Source organism: Vibrio sp. 1069 (assembly GCF_033340555.1).
Map to the genome: position 1 here is coordinate 104,116 of NZ_JAWOWP010000002.1, position 20,752 is coordinate 124,867.

General features: G+C 47.6%; 19 protein-coding genes. 8 read left to right on the forward strand and 11 right to left on the reverse strand.

What is annotated here, in order from left to right:
• Positions 1-55 precede the first annotated feature (55 nt).
• Genes R7040_RS03600 through R7040_RS03610 form a run of 3 tightly spaced genes read right to left on the reverse strand, consistent with a single transcriptional unit; the run spans position 56 to position 2,605 of the window.
• Positions 56-184: a DUF2474 domain-containing protein gene (locus tag R7040_RS03600; RefSeq protein ID WP_017447407.1), complete on the reverse strand. Its 129-nt coding sequence runs from the start codon at positions 182-184 to the stop codon at positions 56-58.
• 20 nt (positions 185-204) lie between these two features.
• Positions 205-1,212 (reverse strand): cytochrome d ubiquinol oxidase subunit II, encoded by a 1,008-nt coding sequence (gene cydB / locus R7040_RS03605; RefSeq protein WP_064354696.1) that lies wholly within the window; start codon positions 1,210-1,212, stop codon positions 205-207.
• 28 nt (positions 1,213-1,240) lie between these two features.
• On the reverse strand, positions 1,241-2,605 hold the full coding sequence (locus R7040_RS03610) for a cytochrome ubiquinol oxidase subunit I (RefSeq protein WP_064354697.1): 1,365 nt from the start codon (positions 2,603-2,605) through the stop codon (positions 1,241-1,243).
• 136 nt (positions 2,606-2,741) lie between these two features.
• On the opposite strand from R7040_RS03610, the gene R7040_RS03615 reads away from it, so the two are divergent.
• Positions 2,742-4,175: a PLP-dependent aminotransferase family protein gene (locus R7040_RS03615; protein ID WP_213960690.1), complete on the forward strand. Its 1,434-nt coding sequence runs from the start codon at positions 2,742-2,744 to the stop codon at positions 4,173-4,175.
• A gap of 9 nt (positions 4,176-4,184) precedes the next feature.
• On the opposite strand, the gene R7040_RS03620 is transcribed toward R7040_RS03615, so the two are convergent.
• Positions 4,185-4,733 carry a sugar O-acetyltransferase gene (locus R7040_RS03620; RefSeq protein WP_213891425.1) on the reverse strand — a complete coding sequence of 183 codons (549 nt, stop codon included), beginning with the start codon at positions 4,731-4,733 and terminating at the stop codon, positions 4,185-4,187.
• A gap of 338 nt (positions 4,734-5,071) precedes the next feature.
• On the opposite strand from R7040_RS03620, the gene R7040_RS03625 reads away from it, so the two are divergent.
• Positions 5,072-5,938 (forward strand): mechanosensitive ion channel family protein, encoded by an 867-nt coding sequence (locus tag R7040_RS03625; RefSeq protein WP_318081063.1) that lies wholly within the window; start codon positions 5,072-5,074, stop codon positions 5,936-5,938.
• A gap of 98 nt (positions 5,939-6,036) precedes the next feature.
• Here R7040_RS03625 and R7040_RS03630 read toward each other — a convergent pair whose 3' ends face one another.
• From R7040_RS03630 to R7040_RS03660, 7 genes are all read right to left on the reverse strand, one after another.
• A complete protein-coding gene (locus tag R7040_RS03630) occupies positions 6,037-6,357 on the reverse strand; it encodes a DUF1840 domain-containing protein (RefSeq protein WP_318081064.1) in 321 nt (106 codons plus the stop codon).
• Positions 6,358-6,530: 173 nt separating this feature from the next.
• Positions 6,531-7,433 (reverse strand): hydroxymethylglutaryl-CoA lyase, encoded by a 903-nt coding sequence (locus tag R7040_RS03635; RefSeq protein ID WP_318095390.1) that lies wholly within the window; start codon positions 7,431-7,433, stop codon positions 6,531-6,533.
• Positions 7,414-9,462 carry an acetyl/propionyl/methylcrotonyl-CoA carboxylase subunit alpha gene (locus R7040_RS03640; protein WP_318095392.1) on the reverse strand — a complete coding sequence of 683 codons (2,049 nt, stop codon included), beginning with the start codon at positions 9,460-9,462 and terminating at the stop codon, positions 7,414-7,416. Before R7040_RS03640 ends, R7040_RS03635 begins: the two co-directional genes overlap by 20 nt.
• Positions 9,455-10,237, reverse strand: a complete 783-nt coding sequence (locus R7040_RS03645) for an enoyl-CoA hydratase-related protein (RefSeq protein WP_318081067.1) — start codon at positions 10,235-10,237, stop codon at positions 9,455-9,457. Before R7040_RS03645 ends, R7040_RS03640 begins: the two co-directional genes overlap by 8 nt.
• Positions 10,238-10,342: 105 nt before the next feature.
• Positions 10,343-11,950, reverse strand: coding sequence for a carboxyl transferase domain-containing protein (locus tag R7040_RS03650; protein WP_054574658.1), 1,608 nt, complete (start codon positions 11,948-11,950; stop codon positions 10,343-10,345).
• Positions 11,951-12,064: 114 nt separating this feature from the next.
• Positions 12,065-13,234: an isovaleryl-CoA dehydrogenase gene (locus tag R7040_RS03655; RefSeq protein WP_213967560.1), complete on the reverse strand. Its 1,170-nt coding sequence runs from the start codon at positions 13,232-13,234 to the stop codon at positions 12,065-12,067.
• Between the two features lie 45 nt (positions 13,235-13,279).
• On the reverse strand, positions 13,280-13,666 hold the full coding sequence (locus R7040_RS03660) for a MerR family transcriptional regulator (RefSeq protein WP_005373242.1): 387 nt from the start codon (positions 13,664-13,666) through the stop codon (positions 13,280-13,282).
• 209 nt (positions 13,667-13,875) lie between these two features.
• On the opposite strand from R7040_RS03660, the gene R7040_RS03665 reads away from it, so the two are divergent.
• The 6 genes from R7040_RS03665 to mmsB all read left to right on the forward strand — a co-directional run bounded on the left by R7040_RS03665 (position 13,876) and on the right by mmsB (position 20,749).
• Entirely contained in the window at positions 13,876-15,054 is a 1,179-nt protein-coding gene (locus R7040_RS03665) for a thiolase family protein (protein ID WP_005382666.1), read from the forward strand.
• Positions 15,055-15,124: 70 nt separating this feature from the next.
• Positions 15,125-16,618, forward strand: a complete 1,494-nt coding sequence (locus tag R7040_RS03670; RefSeq protein WP_005382664.1) for a CoA-acylating methylmalonate-semialdehyde dehydrogenase — start codon at positions 15,125-15,127, stop codon at positions 16,616-16,618.
• A 93-nt stretch (positions 16,619-16,711) separates the two neighbouring features.
• Positions 16,712-17,866: an acyl-CoA dehydrogenase family protein gene (locus R7040_RS03675; RefSeq protein ID WP_005373226.1), complete on the forward strand. Its 1,155-nt coding sequence runs from the start codon at positions 16,712-16,714 to the stop codon at positions 17,864-17,866.
• Between the two features lie 49 nt (positions 17,867-17,915).
• Positions 17,916-18,692: an enoyl-CoA hydratase gene (locus R7040_RS03680; protein WP_064354701.1), complete on the forward strand. Its 777-nt coding sequence runs from the start codon at positions 17,916-17,918 to the stop codon at positions 18,690-18,692.
• A 10-nt stretch (positions 18,693-18,702) separates the two neighbouring features.
• On the forward strand, positions 18,703-19,833 hold the full coding sequence (locus tag R7040_RS03685; protein WP_213913555.1) for an enoyl-CoA hydratase/isomerase family protein: 1,131 nt from the start codon (positions 18,703-18,705) through the stop codon (positions 19,831-19,833).
• A gap of 19 nt (positions 19,834-19,852) precedes the next feature.
• Positions 19,853-20,749, forward strand: a complete 897-nt coding sequence (gene mmsB / locus R7040_RS03690; protein WP_064354703.1) for a 3-hydroxyisobutyrate dehydrogenase — start codon at positions 19,853-19,855, stop codon at positions 20,747-20,749.
• The last annotated feature ends 3 nt before the right edge of the window (positions 20,750-20,752 follow it).

Below are 20,752 nucleotides of genomic sequence, written 5' to 3' on the forward strand. Positions count from 1 at the left end.
AGCTCTTACACAAGATCTAGAGGCATCCATTTTTTATTGACTTAAAAATGCCGCGCTAAGATTTTAACCCTGCAGCGGTCATCATGACGCGAAATAACATAGACACTAACCCTAATGCAGCGACGCTAACGACCCAAATTCCAACCATCCACGCCCATTGGCGGCACCAATTTTTGACTTTCATACTCACTCCTTATCAACTCGTTAATGGTACGCTTCGTCTTCTTTCACTTTTCCAGAGAAGACGTAATAACTCCAAAAGGTGTAAGCCAGAATGATCGGGATGATGATCACCGCTCCAACGAGCATAAAGCGCTGACTGCTTGCAGGAGCCGCTGCTTCCCATATTGATATGCTAGGAGGAATGATATTTGGCCAGATACTGATACCAAGCCCTGCGAACCCGAGAATCACGATCACTAGCGCCATCACGAAAGGGCTGCGCTCTTTACGCTTTTTAACGGAGTCAGCAATCTTCAAACATACCAGTCCAGTAATGACTGGTACGGGCAGTAAGTAGAACAAATTCGGCAGAGAAAACCATCTTTCCGCAATGGTAGGGTAAGCAAGTGGAGTCCAAGCGCTCACAATGACTAATGCGGAGATCATCGCCAGTAGTGTTTTATTAGTGAAGCGGTACATCGTGTTTTGCAGTGCACCTTCCGTCTTCATGATGAGCCATGTGCTACCGAGCAGCGCGTACGTTGCGACTAAACCCAAACCGCAAAAGATGGGAAAAGGGGTAAGCCAGTCTAGTTGGCTACCTACGAAGACGCGGTTTTCCACCGCAAAGCCTTGAATTACCGCGCCAACAACGATGCCTTGGAAAAACGTGGTTAAAATCGAGCCGACCATAAAAGAACGGTCCCAGAACTTTAAGTGGTTTTCCAATGCTTTAAAGCGAAACTCAAACGCGACGCCACGAAAGATCAAAGCAATCAACATCAACGTCAAAGGGATGGTTAGCGCTTCAATAATTACCGCGTAAGCCATGGGAAAAGCGCCAAATAGAGATGCACCTCCAAGCACAATCCAAGTTTCGTTTCCGTCCCAAACCGGCGCGACACTGTTGACCATGACGTCTTTTTGTTTTTCATCCTTGATGAAGGGCATCAGTATTCCAATACCCAAATCGAAGCCGTCCATGATGATGTACATCAAAGTGGCAAAAACGATGATCGCGAACCAAATCACGGATAAATCAAAATGCATATTCTCTACCTTAACTTTGTGACAAATTCTAGATGCGGCCTGAAACGGTCGTCATGTCGTGCTCATCGTGCTCGATTGCATCGGGGCCTTTCTTGATTTGGTGGATCATGTAGTAATACCCAAAACCAAACACCAAGCTGTACACAACAAGGAAACACAGCAGGCTGATGCTCATTTGTAGGTCTCCGTGTGCAGAAACCGCATCACGCGTTTTTTGTACGCCATACACGACCCAAGGTTGTCGACCAACCTCTGTCGTAAACCAGCCAGCGAGTATTGCGATAAGACCAGATGGCCCCATAAACAATGAAAATTTGAGGAACCAACGCGAGGTATAAAGCGTGTTCTTTTTTCGTAACCACATGCTGTAGAAGCTTTGAAAAATCATCAGAAGTCCTAGCCCGACCATGATTCGAAATGACCAAAAGACGATAGGTGAGTTCGGTCGTTCCTCTTTCGGAAAGTCTTTCAGCGCCGGGATTGGCTCAGTTAAACTGTGGCGTAGGATCAAACTTCCTAGAACAGGAATTTCTAAGGCATAGTCTGTGCGTTCTTGTTCCATGTTTGGCATGCCGAACAAAATCAATGGGGTTGGTTTGCCATCACTGTTATCCCAATGTCCTTCGATGGCAGCGATTTTGGCGGGCTGGTGTTCCAGAGTGTTTAGCCCATGCACATCGCCAATCACGGCTTGGAGTGGCGCAAGGAACACTAAGATCCCTAGCGACATCGAAAACATGGTTTTTACCGCAGTCGATTGATTGCCTCTCAATAAATGCCAAGCGGCTGACGCGCCTACAAAGAGTGCTGAACTGACGAAAGCCGCGACGCTCATGTGCGCCAAACGATAAGGAAATGAAGGATTGAAAACGATAGCAAACCAGTCGGTTGGCACCACACGTCCGTCGACAATTTCATAGCCTTGTGGCGTTTGCATCCAACTGTTGGAGGCGAGAATCCAGAACGTCGAAATGATCGTTCCTAACGCCACCATCGAGGTTGCAAAAAAGTGCAGCTTTTCGCCGACGCGACGCCACCCAAACAGCATTACGCCAAGAAATCCGGCTTCGAGAAAGAAAGCCGTTAACACTTCATAAGTCAGTAATGGGCCTGTGATAGAACCAGCGAAGTCGGAGAAACCACTCCAATTGGTGCCGAATTGATAGGCCATGACAAGACCAGATACAACACCCATTCCAAAGTTAACCGCAAAAATTTTCGACCAGAAGTAATAGAGCTTTTGGTAATCGGGATTACGTGTTTTTAGCCATAAACCTTCCAACACGGCGAGATAGGTGGCCAAACCTATGGTGATAGCGGGGAAAATAATATGAAAGGATACGGTAAAGGCGAACTGTATCCGTGCAAGCATAAATGCGTCGAGGCCAAACATTAAACTTCCTTTGATCTTTTAAGTTTTATGAGAGAGCTATTTTAAAAGGAGTGAAATGAGGGAAGTAGGTACAGACAGTGACTATAAACCTATAACAGATTAAATATTGAAGTGTTATTATTTTGCATTCGGCTTTATGAAAGGGGATTTGCGTTTGGCGAAGTATCAAGAGTTAGTGGAACAGCTTAAAAGGCAGATAAAATCGGGGATATGGCATCCGGGTGACAAGCTGCCTTCTCTGCGTCGCCAATCTGAACACTCGGGTTTGAGCTTGATGACGGTGTTGCACGCGTATCAAATTCTGGAATCTCAAGGCTGGGTAACATCACAGCCGCGATCTGGTTATCGAGTCGCGCCCAATATTAAGAGTTCAAATGAACCCCAAGCGCCAGCCGCGGTTTCGTGGACAGAGCAGGTAGACATCAATGAGTTTATCTTTGATGTTCTGCAGGCGAGCAAAAATCCATCCATGATCAATTTTGGCTTTGCCTATCCAGACCCAAGTTTGTACCCACGATATCACGTGAATCGGGCGATGAGCGCAGCCGCTCGCAATATGCCGATTTCCACCACCTTTGATAACTTACCGCCGGGAAACGAACAATTACGCACCATCATCGCGAAGCGTTATGCTGCGAAAGGCATTGAAATTTCACCCGATGAAATTGTCATTACGGCAGGCGCGCTGGAGGCGTTAACGCTCAGTTTGCAAGCTTGTACAAGACCGGGAGATTGGGTGGTTGTGGAGTCGCCTGCATTCTATGGCGCTTTGCAATCCTTAGAGCGGTTAGGTTTGAAAGCGCTCTCAGTAAGAACAGACCCAGTCACGGGCATTGACCTAGACTCATTGGAACGAGCGCTGCAAACGCATGATGTGAAAGCGTGCTGGCTGATGTCGAACTTCCAGAATCCTCTGGGTTTTACGCTCTCCAACGAGAAAAAACAAAAGCTGATTGAACTGACACAGCGATATAACGTGCCAGTAATTGAAGATGATGTGTACAGCGAACTGCATGCTGAGAATGACTCGGTTTACCCACTAAGAATGTTTGATGACACGGGCAATACCATGTTGTGCTCCTCATTTTCAAAATCATTAATCGCAGGGCTACGTATTGGTTGGGTTGCGGCGGGAAAGCGGGCGCTAGAGGTACAAAAGTTACAGCTAATGAGTACATTAGCGACGAGTGCACCAGTGCAAATGACATTGGTGCATTATTTAACAAGCCGCAATTATGAATTGCATTTGAAGCAGTTACGGAAAAAGCTGTTTGAACGCAAAAGTAAGATGACGGGTCTGCTCAGTGAGCTGTTACCTGAAGCAGTCAACGTGTTAAGCCAAAGCGGCGGGTACTTTATTTGGTTAGAGCTCCCCAAGCATATTGATGCCTTGCCAATATATCGAGAAGCACTAAAAGGTAATATCAGCATCGCACCGGGAAAGATGTTCAGCCTGACAGAACAATACGATCACTGTATTCGTCTTAACGCTTCTTTTGAGCTCAATGACAAATACGTTCATGCTCTCATTCTGCTTGCCAATATTATTCGCGACCATTTGGCGAAATAGCGACTTTCTTCAGTTTTTTGGTTTAATGGAGCGCGCCGGATTTCCGACAACTCGATCGCCCGGCACAACGTCTTTGGTTACGACAGAGCCAGCGCCAACGATGGCCTGGTCGCCAATGGTCACGCCTGGCAGTATGATAGCGCCCCCACCAATCCAAACGTTATTGCCGATGTTGACCGGTTTGGCGATCTCATCTCCAGCTAAGCGCCTTTGCGTATCGAGTGAATGAGCGGCTGTGTAAATTTGCACTCTAGGCCCAATCATGACGTTCGCGCCAATCTCAACCTGCCCATTGTCCAGAATAATGGCATCCCAGTTGATGTAGGAGTTTTCCCCGATGGACAAGTGACAACCGTAGGTAAGTTGAAGCGGTGGCTCTATACAGGCGCTGTTTTCTAATTGGACGCCCATTTCTGCCAATAGTTGTCTACGTATATCTGGGTTTGGCTCGTGGTTAAATTGGAAGACAAGCTGCGCGGTTTTGGCGCGCATTAGCTTTAGCTCTTCATCCAGACAATTATAGGTTTCTCCAGAGCGCATCCGAGTCAGTTCTGACATAACAATCATTCCATCAATGTTATTTGCAACAAGGTGCACAATAATAAGTGAGAGTGACTCGAAGTGAAAATTTGATGCTTAAAAATCAGAAAGTTATCACTGATTTGCCTTGCGTATTCAGTCGGTTGATTGGCTCGTTTAGTACACAAAGACGTGCTCCCTAAATAGCTTAATCGTGTTGAAGCTAAAGCGGGAAACCACTCGAAGCGTTTTGCGTAGATTACAATATAGTTAATAAGAAGAACTTAATTGAGCCGTTTGCGCTATCGATTGGGCTAAAAATATAAGACTTATGCGCTCTGGCTTGCTGGCAACGATGAATCAAGAGTGAGCACTTTATGTTCGAACGGGTCATTTCATTTTTAGAAACAACACTGTTTACCTTTAACGAACAACCTATCACGTTATGGGCGATATTGATGGTGCCGACATGGGTGATTGTCGCTTTATGGTTATCAAAAATTTTGATCAAAACCGTTACGTCAAGAATGTCTTCATCGGGGAAAGACCCAAACGTGATTCATTTGGTTAAACGGATATTATTTGTCATCGCTCTCGCCATTATTTTTATGGCCACACTTTCGATGATCAATGTGCCAATTACCGCGTTTGCCTTTCTGTCTGGTGCCATCGCTATCGGCTTCGGTTTTGGTGCGCAAAACATCATTAACAACTTCATAAGTGGCTGGATTTTGATTGGTGAAAAGCCAATTCGAATTGGGGACTTTTTAGAGGTTGAGGGCGCCAAAGGCACTGTCGAGCAAATAAATACACGTTCAACGAGAATCAGACGAACCGATGGTGTTCATATGCTCATACCCAACAGTCAGTTGATTGAGAACGTGGTGATCAACTGGACGTTATGCGACAGATTAGTTCGTGGCTCGGTCGTCGTCGGCGCCGCGTATGGGAGCGATGTCAAACAGGTTGCTGCCTTAATGGCGGAAGTGACTTCGCAGCAAGCGCAAGTTCTGAGTTCGCCAGCGCCAGATGTGTTTTTTCAAGACTTTGGTGACAATGCTTTGATCTTCGAATCTTATTTTTGGATTAACTCAACGGTTGAGGGCGGTATTCGCTCGGTCGCAAGTGCCATGCGTTTTGAAATCTACGAAGCTTTTGAAAAGCACGGCATTGAAATCGCGTTTCCACAACGAGATGTGCACATTGATGGGCAAATCAAGTTGTCTAGGGAGAGAAACGGATAGGGCGATAAGCGGTATTGGTGTTCTTATCTTGGTGTCGAGTAACCATAGCGAGGCGGTCACAACACGGATTCACCTCGCTAGAAACCAGTTTGAAGGCGTTATTGGTTGTTCCACATGACTTCGCATTCTTCTTTGATTGCTGATTTTAGCAACTCAATCAGTGGAAACGCTCTGCGTCCTAGGCTTACCGCGGGCTCTGCTTGTTCTTCCTCTTCGTCTACATCAGTAGGGAGGTTTTCTTCAGCTGCATTTTTCGCAGATAGAGCAGAAGTTAATCTTGATAGCGCGTCAGGAACATCTTGAGCGGAAATTGATCCCGGCACCGTGCCGCTGTGACCCATCATTTTGAGCATATCTAATGCAATATCACCAAACATTGTGACGTTTGAGTGGCTTCGACAACGAAATGTTATGAGCATTTACCTGATCCTGTTTTATATGTTCGGTTTGAAACTAAATTGTAGCTGAAATCAGACACTAATTAATGTGATGAAGACCGTTGAGCGTTAAGGTTTTTATGAGTAACAACAAAAAACGGGCACGTACGTCTGCATGCCCGTTGAAATACATTACCTGATTGGTTGTTGATGATTTACAAGCTATACGGATCGCCCAGAGCTAATGCGACCCTAGAAGCAGGAGACTTTCCTAACGCACGGCAAATTTGCCAACCCGCTTCATTGATGACGCTAAGGTCAACGCCCGTTTCAATCCCAAGTTGCTCACACAGATAAAGTACATCTTCCGTTGCAACATTGCCACTGGCACCTTTCGCGTAAGGGCAGCCGCCCAAACCAGCAACCGCACTATCAATGGTGTTGATGCCCATTAACAAGGCTTGGTAAATATTGGCTAAAGCTTGTCCATAGGTGTCATGAAAATGTACCGCGAGCGCGTCTTTTGGCAGTAGCGTTAACAACGAATCCAGCATGGTGATAACGCGATTAGGCGTTGCTTTACCGACAGTATCACCGAGCGAAATCTCATAACATCCCATATCAAACAACGTATTGGCGACCTTGGTAGTTTGCTCTGGCTTGATTACTCCCTCATATGGACACACCATGGTACAAGACAAGTACCCGCGTACAGGAATGTTGTGCTGGTTCGCCAATTCGATAACGGGTTCAAATCGAGCGAGACTTTCGGTAATGCTGCAGTTGATGTTCTTCTGGCTGAACGTTTCTGAAGCGGAGCCAAACACCGCAATTCGCTTTACACCGCTTTCCAGCGCACGTTCTAACCCTGCGAGATTTGGTGTGAGCGCGCTATAAACCACGTCAGGCTTTTTTGAGATACCAGCAAACACCTGATCGGAATCGGCCATTTGAGGCACCCACCTTGGAGAGACGAAAGATCCCGCCTCAATATGCTTTAAGCCACTGCTGCTTAGTTGGTTAATCAAACGGATTTTATCAACCAGCGTCACTGCCGTTTCATTTTGCAGACCATCACGAGCGCCGACTTCGACGATATTAACCTTCGCTGGTAGCATATTCGCGCTCCTTATCTTCACTGACGTTATCCGATATCAAAGACAAATTCAGCAGTATGGAACCGTGCTGTACTTGGTCCCCGTGCTGATAAAACAATTCGTCGACTGTTGCTGCGACCGGAGCCGTGATGGTGTATTCCATTTTCATTGCTTCGAGTACCAAAAGCGGATCGCCCGCCGCCACTTCGTCACCTTTAGCCACCATAACTGCTGAAATTATGCCGTTGAGTGGTGCGGTTGGACTTAGTTCATCATCTACATCTTTTGCAGAGTCAAAGTTAGGTTGATGAGCGAACGTGCGCTGCTGACCAAGATAAAATAGTGTTGTTCTTTGTTCATCGCTAAGTGCATTAAAGGTGTAACGCACATTATCAATATCGACGATAAATTGGTTGTCACTTTCAAGCAGGATGACCTGATGCAGCTCCTCACCGCATCGGACAGTGAAGTGAGATCCTGTATCTTGCAATGATTGTTGCAAACGTACTTGATGGTTGGCATTGGCATCCGTGAAGTTAAATCGGTAAACGTTGTCAACCGACAGTCTAAAACCTCGTTTGGTTGGCGCGGGTAACGTTGAGCTGTCTGATTTTGAAATCAGATCATTCCAGCGAGCAACCGCCGCCAATGTAAGCCAGATTGAATCCGACACGTCTTGCTGCTCATTTATGCCTTGTTGATGTGTGACGAGGAAACCTGTATCAAGCTCAATCTCTGCAAAGGCTGGCTGCGAAATAATGCTGTGCAGATAACCAATGTTTGTCGTTACGCCACGTACGTGATATTGAGTTAACGCCTGCTTAAGCTGCTTTAGAGCGATATCACGAGTTTGCCCCCAGACGATCAGCTTGCTGATCATTGGATCGTAATATTCGCTGATGCTATCGCCTTGGGTAACACCGCTATCAACTCGTACGTACGCTAGGCGCACATTACTGTCTGATACGGGTTCTTTTAAGTAGTCAATGCGGCCAGTCGACGGCATAAAGTCATTGTCTGTATCTTCTGCGTAAATTCGCAGCTCAATTGAATGACCGTTGTGGGTGATTTCAGATTGCGAAATAGGTAAATGCTCGCCAGCTGCGACTTTGAATTGCCACTCCACCAAATCAACGCCGGTGATCAATTCAGTGACAGGGTGTTCAACTTGCAGACGGGTATTCATCTCCATGAAGTAGAATTGACCTCGGCTATCGAGTAAGAACTCCACCGTGCCAGCGCCAACATAGTCGATCGCTTGAGCGGCCTGAACCGCAGCTTCACCCATTTGTTTACGCAGTTCATCACTAAGACCGGGAGCTGGTGCTTCTTCGACTACTTTTTGGTGACGGCGTTGAATGGAGCAATCGCGATCAGAAAGATAGACACAGTTGCCATGTTGGTCAGCAAATACCTGAACTTCAACGTGGCGAGGCTGCAATATACATTTTTCGATTAGAAGCTGCTTATCGCCAAAGCTTGAAAGTGCTTCACGCTGCGCACCGTCGATGGCCAGAGGCATTTCGGCTGCGCTATTGACTACTCGCATGCCTTTACCGCCACCCCCTTGGGTTGCTTTAAGCATCACTGGGTAACCGATTTTTTCAGCTTCCGCTAATAAGTGCTCTACGCTGTTGTCTGTGCCGTGATAGCCGGGAACCAAGGGCACGTTCGCCTCAGACATGATGGCTTTGGCGTGCGACTTCGAACCCATTGCTTCAATTGCGCTGGTGGAAGGGCCAATAAAGGCGATGCCATTTTCGCTGCACGCTTTCGCCAGTTTCGGGTTCTCGGAAAGAAAACCATACCCAGGGTGGATAGCATCGGCTTGCCATTTTTTCGCAGCGCCGATAATCGCATCGATATCGAGATACGATTCACTCGCCGGAGCGGGGCCAATGAATTCAGCGAAATCCGCTTGTTTAACATGTAAGCTGCTGCGATCCGCTTCGGAATAGACGGCAACCGTCTCTATAGCCATGCTTTTTGCGGTTTTAATGATTCGGCAGGCAATTTCACCGCGGTTTGCGATCAGTATTCTTTTAAACATGATTCCTCCAATTGGCGGCGCGCTTTTCAAAAAATGCAGCTAGTCCTTCTTGTCCTTCGCTGGACACGCGAGCGGTTGCAATAGCTTGGCTGGTGTATTCAATTAATGAGTGATCGATAGGTTGATTGTCACAACGTAAGCAGAGTGCTTTTGCTGCCTGCATGGCTTGTGGACTGTTGTTAAGCAGGTGATCAATGGTGCGATTGACGGCTTCACGTGGTTGAGCGTCTATCTGATGAAGAATACTCATCGATAGTGCGGTTTCGGCATCAATCAGTTCCGCGGTTAAAAAGTAGCGTCGGCTCTGTCTTTGTCCAATCGCTCGGATTACGTAAGGTCCGATGGTGGCGGGTAACAAACCGAGCTTCACTTCACTCAAACAGAAGCGGCTTTCAGGTGTACCAATAGCGATATCGCAGCAGCAGATAAGCCCAAGCGCGCCGCCAAATGCAGCGCCGTGCACCATAGCAATGGTTGGTTTGCTAAAGGTATCCAGCGTATGCAAAAGTTTTGCTAGTTGCTGTGCATCTTGCAGGTTTTCACCCTCGGTTTTGGTTGTCATTGACTGCATCCAGCCCAGATCTGCTCCCGCAGAAAAGTGTTTTCCCTGTGCAGTAAACACCAGTGCACGGAGAGAATCGTCCTTTTCGAGCTGTTCTAGTGTCTCAATTAGTGAGGCAATCAATGCGTCATTAAACGCGTTGTGTTTTTCTGGTCGATTGAGGCTCAACCAAGCAACGCCATTGCTGTCTTTTTCAAGCAGTAGTCCGGTCATGTGACTTCCTTTGTCTGACATTTCAGTCTCTATTCCAATGCTCGCTAACCGTTACTTGTATAAACATCGGTGTTTGCGAGGAGTTAAGGTTTGCCTTGCATCCGACTACATACGGAAGATGCCAAATTTGCTGTCTGGTATCGGCGCATTAAGCGCAGCAGACAGAGCAATGCCGACAACATCACGGGTTTTTGCAGGATCAATAATGCCATCGTCCCACAGGCGAGCACTGGCGTAATACGCATGGCTTTGAGTCTGATATTGCTCCGCAATTGGACGTTTGAACGCTTCTTCTTCCTCCGCGCTCCAGCTTTCACCTTTGCGAGTTTTGATATCGCGGGTCACTTGCGCCATCACGCCAGCCGCTTGCTCTCCACCCATGACGGAGATGCGCGCGTTTGGCCACATCCACATCATGGTTGGATCATAAGCGCGGCCACACATGCCGTAGTTTCCTGCGCCATACGATCCACCAATAACCACGGTAAACTTCGGCACGTCTGCACACGCAACAGCAGTTACCATTTTCGCACCATGTTTGGCGATGCCTTCGGCTTCGTACTTCTGACCGACCATAAAGCCCGTGATGTTCTGCAAGAAGAGCAGAGGAATTTTGCGTTGTGCGCACAGCTCAATAAAATGCGCGCCTTTTTGTGCTGATTCCGAAAATAGAATGCCGTTGTTAGCGACAATGCCAATCGGCATACCGTGAATATGGGCAAAGCCACAGACCAAGGTTTCGCCGAACAAGGCTTTAAATTCATCGAACTGGGAATCATCAACAATTCGGGCAATGACCTCTTTAACATCAAACGGCTTTTTAAGATCGGTTCCGACGATGCCGTACAGCTCTTGGGCAGGAAAACGTGGTTCCTGAGGTGCTTTTTGCTTGAGTTGAACGGGTTTCAAGTGGTTGATTTGTGAAACCGCTTGTCTTGCCAACTCTAACGCGTGGTGATCATTTTCTGCGTAATAGTCCGCCACACCAGAGGTGCGACAGTGAACGTCTGCGCCACCAAGATCTTCCGCGCTGACTTCTTCACCTGTCGCTGCTTTTACAAGAGGTGGACCTGCCAAGAAAATCGTACCTTGTTCTTTGACTATGATGGAAACATCACACATCGCAGGAACATAAGCGCCGCCAGCGGTACATAGCCCCATGACCACCGCAATTTGTGGAATGCCTTTGGCCGACATACGGGCTTGGTTGTAGAAAATACGGCCAAAATGGTCTTTATCTGGGAATACCTCATCTTGGCGGGGTAGGTTAGCGCCGCCAGAGTCGACTAAGTAAACACACGGCAGTTGGCATTTTTCTGCAATTTCTTGTGCTCTTAAGTGCTTTTTCACGGTGAGTGGGTAGTAACTGCCGCCTTTTACCGTCACGTCGTTCGCGACGATCATGCACTCATTGCCGTCAATTACACCCACACCGGCAACCACTCCAGCACATGGAACGTAATCTGGATACACATCCCAGCCAGCAAATTGACCAATTTCTAGAAAGGACGAACCAGGGTCGAGTAGGGCAAGAATGCGCTCACGTACCGGAAGTTTGCCTTTCTTCTGCTGATGCTCGCGGGCTTTCTCACCGCCACCATCTTCTATTTGGGCAGTCACGGTATAAAGTTGATCTACAAGTGACGCCATAGAGCGGTAGTTTTCCTGATACTGCTCTGAGTGGGTATTAATATTGGTCGTCAAACAAGCCATAAATAGCCGATCTCCATTCGGTAGACGGGTGACACCACCCGCCTTTATCTATGTTGAATAAGATTTAGGTTGAATAAGGAATTTATTTAGATTCAGAACGCCTAGGTATGTTGATTAGGCGCTTTCGTTAAACAATTCGCGACCAATAAGCATGCGGCGAATTTCTGAAGTGCCCGCACCGATTTCATACAGCTTGGCATCTCGCAACAAACGGCCCGTATCAAACTCGTTGATGTAGCCGTTACCGCCAAGTAGTTGAATCGCATCCAGTGCCATCTTGGTTGCCAGCTCTGCGCTGTAGAGGATCGCGCCAGCAGAATCTTTACGTGTGGTTTCACCGCGATCACAAGCGGCAGCGACGGCGTAAACATACGCTTTAGCGGCATTCATTTGTGTGTACATATCCGCGATTTTTGCTTGAACTAGCTGGAATTCACCGATGGATTTACCGAACTGTTTACGGTCGTGAATGTAAGGCACAACGATATCCATACACGCCTGCATGATGCCAAGTGGGCCGCCTGCAAGCACCACACGTTCGTAGTCGAGGCCGCTCATCAATACTTTCACGCCTTGGTTTTCTTCGCCGAGAATATTTTCCGCAGGGACTTCGCAGTTTTGGAAGACCAGCTCACACGTATTCGAGCCGCGCATACCCAACTTGTCGAGTTTTTGTGCTTGAGTAAATCCAGGGAATCCGCGTTCCACAATAAACGCCGTGATGCCTTTGGAGTGCTGGCTTGGGTCGGTTTTTGCGTAGACAACATAGGTGTGTGCATCAGGGCCGTTGGTGATCCACATTTTGTTGCCATTTAATAGGAAAATAGCGCCTTTACGTTCGGCTTTAAGCTGCATAGAGACCACATCAGAGCCGGCGCCGGGTTCACTCATAGCAAGGGCGCCGATATGTTCACCGGAGATGAGCTTAGGTAGGTATTTCTCTTTTTGCGCTTGTGTGCCGTTACGGTGGATTTGGTTGACGCAAAGGTTGGAGTGAGCGCCGTAACTTAACGCAACCGAAGCGGATGCTCGGCTGATTTCTTCCATAGCGATAACGTGGGCGAGATAGCCCATGCCTGCACCACCAAACTCTTCGCTGGTGGTCACACCTAAAAGACCCATGTCACCTAATTTGGACCAAAGATGGTTTGGAAAGTCGTTAGTTTGGTCGATAGATTGCGCTAGCGGCGCAATTTCTCTTGCAGCAAAACTATTGATTTGCTCGCGAAGCAAATCGGTATTTTCGTCATAAACAAAGTTCAGGGAAGAGTAGGTAGATTTCATTGCGTGTCCTTGCCTTTACGTCACCTACATCCCAGAGTTGAGGTGTTAGGTGACTTTTTCGCCTTTCATGGATCTCAGTGTGTTTTGGCATCGCAACTGCGCAGCATTTAACTCCATCATTACCGCTTGAATGTCGTTTGCTTGCTGTTGCAATGCTGCCTTCTTCTCTTCGATCAACCGAATCATATAGTTCAACTGCTCAGTACTTTGATCGGTATCGTAGAGTTCAAATAACTCTTTGATATCTGCAAGAGAAAAGCCCAATCGCTTACCTCGCAAAATCAGTTTTAGTCGAATTCGATCACGACCATTGTAGATTCGAGTGTTGCCTTTACGTTCTGGAGTTAGGAGACCTAAATCTTCGTAGAAGCGAATGCTTCGAGTAGTAATGTCGAACTCTTTCGCGAGCTCGCTGATCTTAAATGTGTTCATTCCTTAACCTTACGACTTTCGTATAACATTTACATGAATATACAATTCGTTAACGTTAAAGTAAACAAACAACATCCACTCTTGAGCCTTGATATCACTCGCATTTACTCGAAATCAAAGAATCACTCGAACAAACAATAACCTCAAACTTGACGTTAACGTAAATGTTAGTATAGTTATGACGTAAACGTCAACAAAAGGTTAATGGAATGAAAAATGAAACATGGATTGTTGCCGCTAAGCGAACGCCTATCGGCTCTTTTCAAGGTGCATTAGCTTCAACAGATGTCACGGAACTCGGTGCGAGAGCCATTCAAGGGGCGCTAGCCGAAAGCCAACTCGATGTGCACAAAATAGACGAAGTGTTGATGGGGTGCGTTTTACCCGCCGGTGTGGGGCAAGCGCCTGCAAGACAAGCAAGTCTTAAAGCTGAAATGCCACAATCGATTGGTTGTACGACACTGAACAAAGTTTGTGGATCGGGTATGAAAACCGTCATGCTGGCATATGACCTTATTCAATCTGGCAATGCGCATGCTGTCATCGCTGGTGGCATGGAAAACATGTCGTCTTCTCCTTATCTATTAAAGAAAGCGCGTGATGGTTTCCGTTTAGGTCACGAGCAAGTGCTTGATCACATGTTTTATGACGGTTTGCAGGATGCCTACCAAGGCGAGCTGATGGGTGTCTTTGCAGAACAGACGGCGCAAAAGTATCAGTTCAGCCGTGAAAGTATGGATGCCTGGGCGCAGCAGTCGGTGACTCGTGCGCAGCAAGCAATCGAGCAAGGTTTGTTCAAAGAAGAGATCGTGCCTGTTAACGTAAAAAGTCGGCGCGGCGAAACCTTGGTTGTAGATGATGAGCAACCGAGCAAACTCGACGTCACTAAAATTCCTACCTTACGCCCTGCGTTTGCCAAAGATGGCGGCGTAACCGCAGCAAACTCTAGTTCCATTTCGGATGGTGCGTCGGCAATGATCTTAGTCGATAGTGAGTTTGGTCGTCAGGAAAACCTTCAGCCTCTAGCCAAAATTGTCGCGTACAGCTCGCATGCAAGACAGCCTGATGAGTTCACCATCGCACCAGTCTTCGCGATTGAATCGCTGCTGGAAAAAACGGGCTGGGACAAATCGGACGTGGACCTTTGGGAAATCAATGAAGCTTTTGCTGTTGTGACTCAATACGCGGTGAAAGCACTCGAACTGGACGAGAGCAAAGTGAACCCTCGCGGAGGGGCTTGTGCGCTGGGGCATCCAATAGGCGCAAGTGGCAATCGAATCCTTGTCACTTTGATTCATGCGCTAAAACAAACTGGTGGTAAGCGTGGCGTTGCATCGCTTTGTATTGGTGGTGGTGAGGCTACCGCTATCGCGATTGAAATCTGCTAAATCACTCTCAACAAAGTTTCACTTACATAACAGTAGTCAGTAACAAGCTGAAAAATACAAGGATGTCATCATGACAGAACAAGTAAAGCAGTATATCGGTGGTGAATTTGCCATCTCCGATTCAAAACAATGGCTAGATGTAACCAACCCGGCAACCAACGAAGTGATTGCACAAGTACCTTGTGCCACGGAGTCGGAAATGAATGCGGCGATTGCCAGCGCAACAGAAACGTTCAAACGCTGGAAAGAAGTTGCAGCGCCGGAGCGTGCTAGATTGATGTTGCGTTACCAACATCTGCTAAAAGAGCAACACGATGAGTTGGCGATACTGCTTTCAAGTGAGACAGGCAAAACCCTCGCGGATGCAAAGGGTGACATTTGGCGTGGGATTGAAGTCGTAGAACAAGCGGCGAACATTTGTAGCTCAATGATGGGCGAAACGGTGGAAAATGTCGCGACCAATATTGATGGTTACTCTTACATTCAACCGCTCGGTGTTTGTGCTGGCATCACACCCTTTAACTTCCCTGCGATGATCCCATTGTGGATGTTCCCGATGGCGATCGCTTGTGGCAACACCTTTATTCTAAAACCTTCGGAACAAGTTCCGCTGACTGCAATGAAATTGGCAGAGCTATTTGAACAAGCTGGTGCACCAAAAGGCGTATTGCAAGTTGTTCACGGGACCAAAGAGCAAGTCGACCGCATTCTGACTGATCCAGTTGTTCGTGCGATCTCTTTTGTTGGCTCTGTGCCCGTTGGTGAGTACATCTACAAAACAGGTACAGACAACCTGAAACGCGTGCAGTCATTTGCAGGTGCTAAGAACCACATGGTCATCATGCCGGATGCAAACAAACAGCAAGTCATCAATAACCTAGTTGGCGCGTCAGTTGGTGCTGCAGGCCAACGCTGTATGGCTATTTCGGTTGCCGTATTTGTCGGCGAAACCAAAGAATGGATTCCAGAGCTTAAAGAGGCGTTAGCTCAGGTTCAGCCTGGCGCGTGGGATGATGAAACCGCTGGTTATGGTCCACTGATTAGCCCTCAAGCGAAGCAGCGAGTGGTGAATCTGATTAATGAAGGCAAAGCGTCAGGCGCGAATTGTGTTCTGGACGGGACAGATTGCCAAGTACCTGGCTTCCCGAACGGTAACTGGGTGGGGCCAACACTGTTTACTAACGTGACCACAGACATGTCGATTTATCAGGAAGAAATTTTCGGGCCTGTACTGTTAACTATGGAAGTGGATGACCTAGATGAAGCGATTGAACTGATCAATGCAAACCGCTTTGGTAATGGTACGTCTATTTTCACGGCGAACGGCGCTGCCGCGAGAAAGTATCAACACAATATCGAAGTAGGTAACGTAGGCATCAACGTGCCGATTCCAGTGCCATTGCCATTTTTCTCATTTACTGGGTGGAAAGGCAGCTTCTACGGCGACCTGCATGCTTACGGTAAACAAGCGGTTCGCTTCTACACCGAGACGAAAACTGTCACCGCGCGTTGGTTTGAAGATGACATTCCAAGCGGTCCAAACATGACCATTCAACTTAGCTAATTACTGGATTAGCGACACCTCTAGCCAAGCGCCACCGTTTAAGTGGGCTTGGCTCGGATACAAATGCAACGAATTAGACCTTAGGACTTCAAGATGGATTTTGAATTAAACGAAGATCAACTCGCGTTTGCCGAAGTAGCAAAGCAGTTTGCAGACCAAATGTTAGCGCCTCATGCGGCCGAGTGGGATGAAAACCATCATTTCCCTAAAGACGTACTGCGTCAAGCAGGTGAACTTGGTTTTCTGAGCATCTATACGCCGCCAGAGCATGGTGGCTTGGGGTTATCTCGTTTGGATGCGGCGATCATTTTCGAGCAGTTGGCTATGGGTTGTACCGCGACTACTGCGTTTATGACCATTCACAACATGGCGACGTGGATGATAACCAGCTTTGCCAAAGCCGAAGTGGCGCAGCAATTTAGCGCGGATCTAATTTCGGGTGAAAAGCTCGCTTCCTACTGTTTAACCGAACCTAATGCCGGCTCTGACGCCGCTTCTCTAACGACTAGCGCAGTGCGTGATGGCGATGAGTTTGTCCTCAATGGAGCAAAAGTGTTTATCTCGGGTGCGGGTGATACAGATGTTCTCGTCGTGATGGCGCGTTCGTGTGGTGAAGGAGCGGGTGGCGTTTCTGCATTCGTTGTTCCTGCTGATTGCGAAGGCATTAGCTACGGTAAAAAAGAAGCCAAAATGGGTTGGAACTGCCAGCCAACTCGCATGATTACCTTCGAAAATGTCCGCATTCCGGCTGACTATCTGTTGGGTGAAGAGGGAGAGGGCTTTAAGTTCGCCATGCTTGGCCTTGATGGTGGTCGAATCAATATCGCTACTTGTTCCGTCGGTACTGCGCAACAAGCACTGAACGAAGCCAAGCAATACATGAACGAACGCAAACAGTTCGGCCGTTCACTGGCGCAATTTCAAGCGTTGCAGTTCAAGCTTGCTGATATGGCGACTGAGCTGGTCGCTGCGCGTCAAATGGTGCGACTCGCTGCCGCTAAACTCGATGCCCAGCACGCAGAAAAAAGTGCGTACTGTGCCATGGCAAAACGCTTTGCTACTGATGTGGGCTTTAAAGTCTGCGATCAGGCGCTGCAAATTCACGGTGGCTATGGCTACATCAAAGAATATCCAGTCGAGCGCCATTTCCGAGACGTTCGTGTTCACCAAATCCTTGAAGGTACCAACGAAATCATGCGTCTGATCGTCGCAAGACGATTACTAACGGAAGGCGTTGAGCTGCTTTAGTCAGCGAGACACAGCCTTACCTAAAGAAATTAAAAAGGACTGAAAGATTATGACGGCACAAATCAAATTAGAGCGCGAAGCGCATATTGCCAAGCTCACGATTAGTAATCCGCCAGCGAACACTTGGACGCTTGAGTCTTTGAATCAGCTAAAAGAGTTGGCAATTGAACTTAGTAATGATCGCTCTATTTATGCGTTGGTTTTAACAGGCGAAGGCGAGAAATTCTTTTCTGCTGGAGCAGATCTTAATAACTTTGCATCGGGTGATAAATCACAAGCAGCAAACATGGCGTTCGCATTTGGTGAAGCGTTTGAAGCGCTTTCTGCATTCGATGGGGTTTCTATCTCAGCGATTAATGGCTATGCGATGGGCGGCGGTCTGGAAGTGGCGATGGCGTGTGACATTCGTATCGCAGAAGAACAAGTACAAATGGCACTTCCTGAAGCATCGGTAGGTTTGTTGCCGTGTGCGGGTGGGACGCAAAACCTGACCGCGTTGGTAGGTGAAGGTTGGGCGAAGCGTATGATTCTATGTGGCGAACGAGTGACGGCCGAGCGAGCGGAAAAAATTGGTTTAGTCGAAGAGGTGGTGGCGAAAGGTCAAGCACTCGAAGCGGCTATGGAACTAGCGCAGCGTGTTGCAGGTCAATCACCGAAATCTGTGTCAGCGTGCAAAACGCTCATTCAAGGTCGACGCAGCCAAACTCACGCGGCTGGATTGGTTTTGGAGCGTGAACTGTTTTTACAGCTGTTCAATACACAAGATCAGACTGAGGGTGTGAATGCGTTTTTGCAAAAGCGCAAGCCACAATGGACAAACAGCTAGCGGAGGCCAAATGACAGGTACAGTAAATGTTTCAAAACTTGAGTGCGCAGATGGCTCTGTTATTGGTGTGCTGGAGCTTGATAATCCAGCTGCTCTCAACGCGTTGAGTTACGTGATGATTGAGAAGTTGTACAAACAGCTTAATGAATGGCAAACGGACGACAGCGTCGTCGCGGTATTCTTGCATGCTCAAGGTGAAAAAGCGTTTTGTGCTGGCGGAGATATTCAAGCGATCTACCGTGCACTTGAAAACAAAGAGCAAGACTTTGATTCTGCGTTTTCAGCGATGGAAACCTTCTTTGACCTCGAATATCGCTGTGATCATCTTATTCATACTTATCCAAAACCGATCATCGCGTGGGGACATGGTTATTTGATGGGCGGGGGAGTTGGCCTGTTTATGGGCGCAAGTCATCGCGTAGCAGAAACCACCACCCGCTTTGCAATGCCAGAGATTAAAATTGGCCTTTACCCAGATGTAGGCGCGACGTACTTCCTAAACCAGTTGCCAAAACATTTGGCTCTGTTCTTAAGTTTGACGGCTTGCCAAATTAGCGCAACAGATATGAAAGCGTTGGGGTTAAGCCAATGGATTGCACAGCCAGAAAACAAGCAAGTGCTGCTGGATCTGCTTGCATCGGTAAGTTGGAAAGGTGAAGCGAACATCAACGAAAAAATCGCTACTACGCTGCGTTCGGTACACGTGGACGAGCCAAGCGAAGGGATGTTGATGCCCTATGCGGAATTGATTGAGCAGTTATGTTCGGGTGACTTAGCGTCAATTGTTGACGCAATCAGCAGTGCTAACGTTGATAACAAGTGGTTCGTCAATGCGCAGAAGTCACTGAACTATGGCAGTCCGTTGTCGCTCAGTATCACTTATCAGCAGTTAACGCAGTATCAAAATCTCTCTTTGAAAGCGTGTTTTGATATGGAGTTTAACCTAACACTACGTTGTGGCTTAGAAGGTGATTTTAGAGAAGGGGTTCGTGCGCTGATTATTGATAAAACCAATCAACCGACTTGGCAACATCGCACGGTTTCTGACGTAACGCCACAAGTTTTGGAGCGCTTCTTCTCGCCAATTGACTCAGCAGAATACCCACTGACCGCATCGTCGGTAGCTATAGCGGCACTTTAGTACAAGGAAGAAATACGATATGGACAAAATTGCATTTATTGGCCTTGGTAACATGGGTGCGCCTATGGCTAAGAATCTACTCAAAGCGGGCTTGAATGTCGAAGTATTTGATTTGAACCCAAGCGCAGTTGAGGAGTTGACCGCATTGGGCGCTTCAAGTGCCGATTCCGTTCAGCAGGCAGTACAAGGTGTTGACGTGGTTGTCACTATGCTGCCAGCGAGCCAACACGTTCAAAGCGTTTATCTTGGTCAAGATGGCATCTTAGATAGCGTCGAATCAGGTACCTTGCTGATTGATTCTTCCACCATCGATCCGGTGACTGCTCGTTTGGTTGGCGAAAAAGCATCGCAACTTGGTATCAGTTTTGTTGATGCACCAGTATCTGGTGGCGTTGCGGGCGCAGCAGCAGGTACGTTAACTTTCATTGTTGGCGGCTCGCAAGAGAACTTTGTTCAAGCCAAAGCGGTGCTTAGCCACATGGGTAAAAACATCTTCCATGCGGGCGATGTTGGAGCTGGTCAGGTCGCGAAGATCTGCAATAACATGATGTTGGGCATTTTGATGAGCGGCACCTGTGAAGCACTAAATTTAGGGATGGAAAACGGACTCGATCCCAAAGTGCTTTCCGACATCATGTTGCAAAGTTCAGGGCGTAACTGGGCGCTAGAGCTTTATAACCCTTGTCCAGGTGTGATGGAAAATACGCCTGCAAGCAATGGTTATCAAGGCGGCTTTATGAGCCAGTTAATGGCTAAAGATCTGGGTCTTGCGATGGAAGCGGCGGTTGCCAGTCAAACATCAACGCCAATGGGCAGCTTGGCTCGTAATCTGTTTAATTTTCACAACGGTCAGGGCAACGGGCAAAAAGATTTTTCAAGCTTGTTTGAGTTCTACCAAAAGCAAAATCAGGCCTAAGGA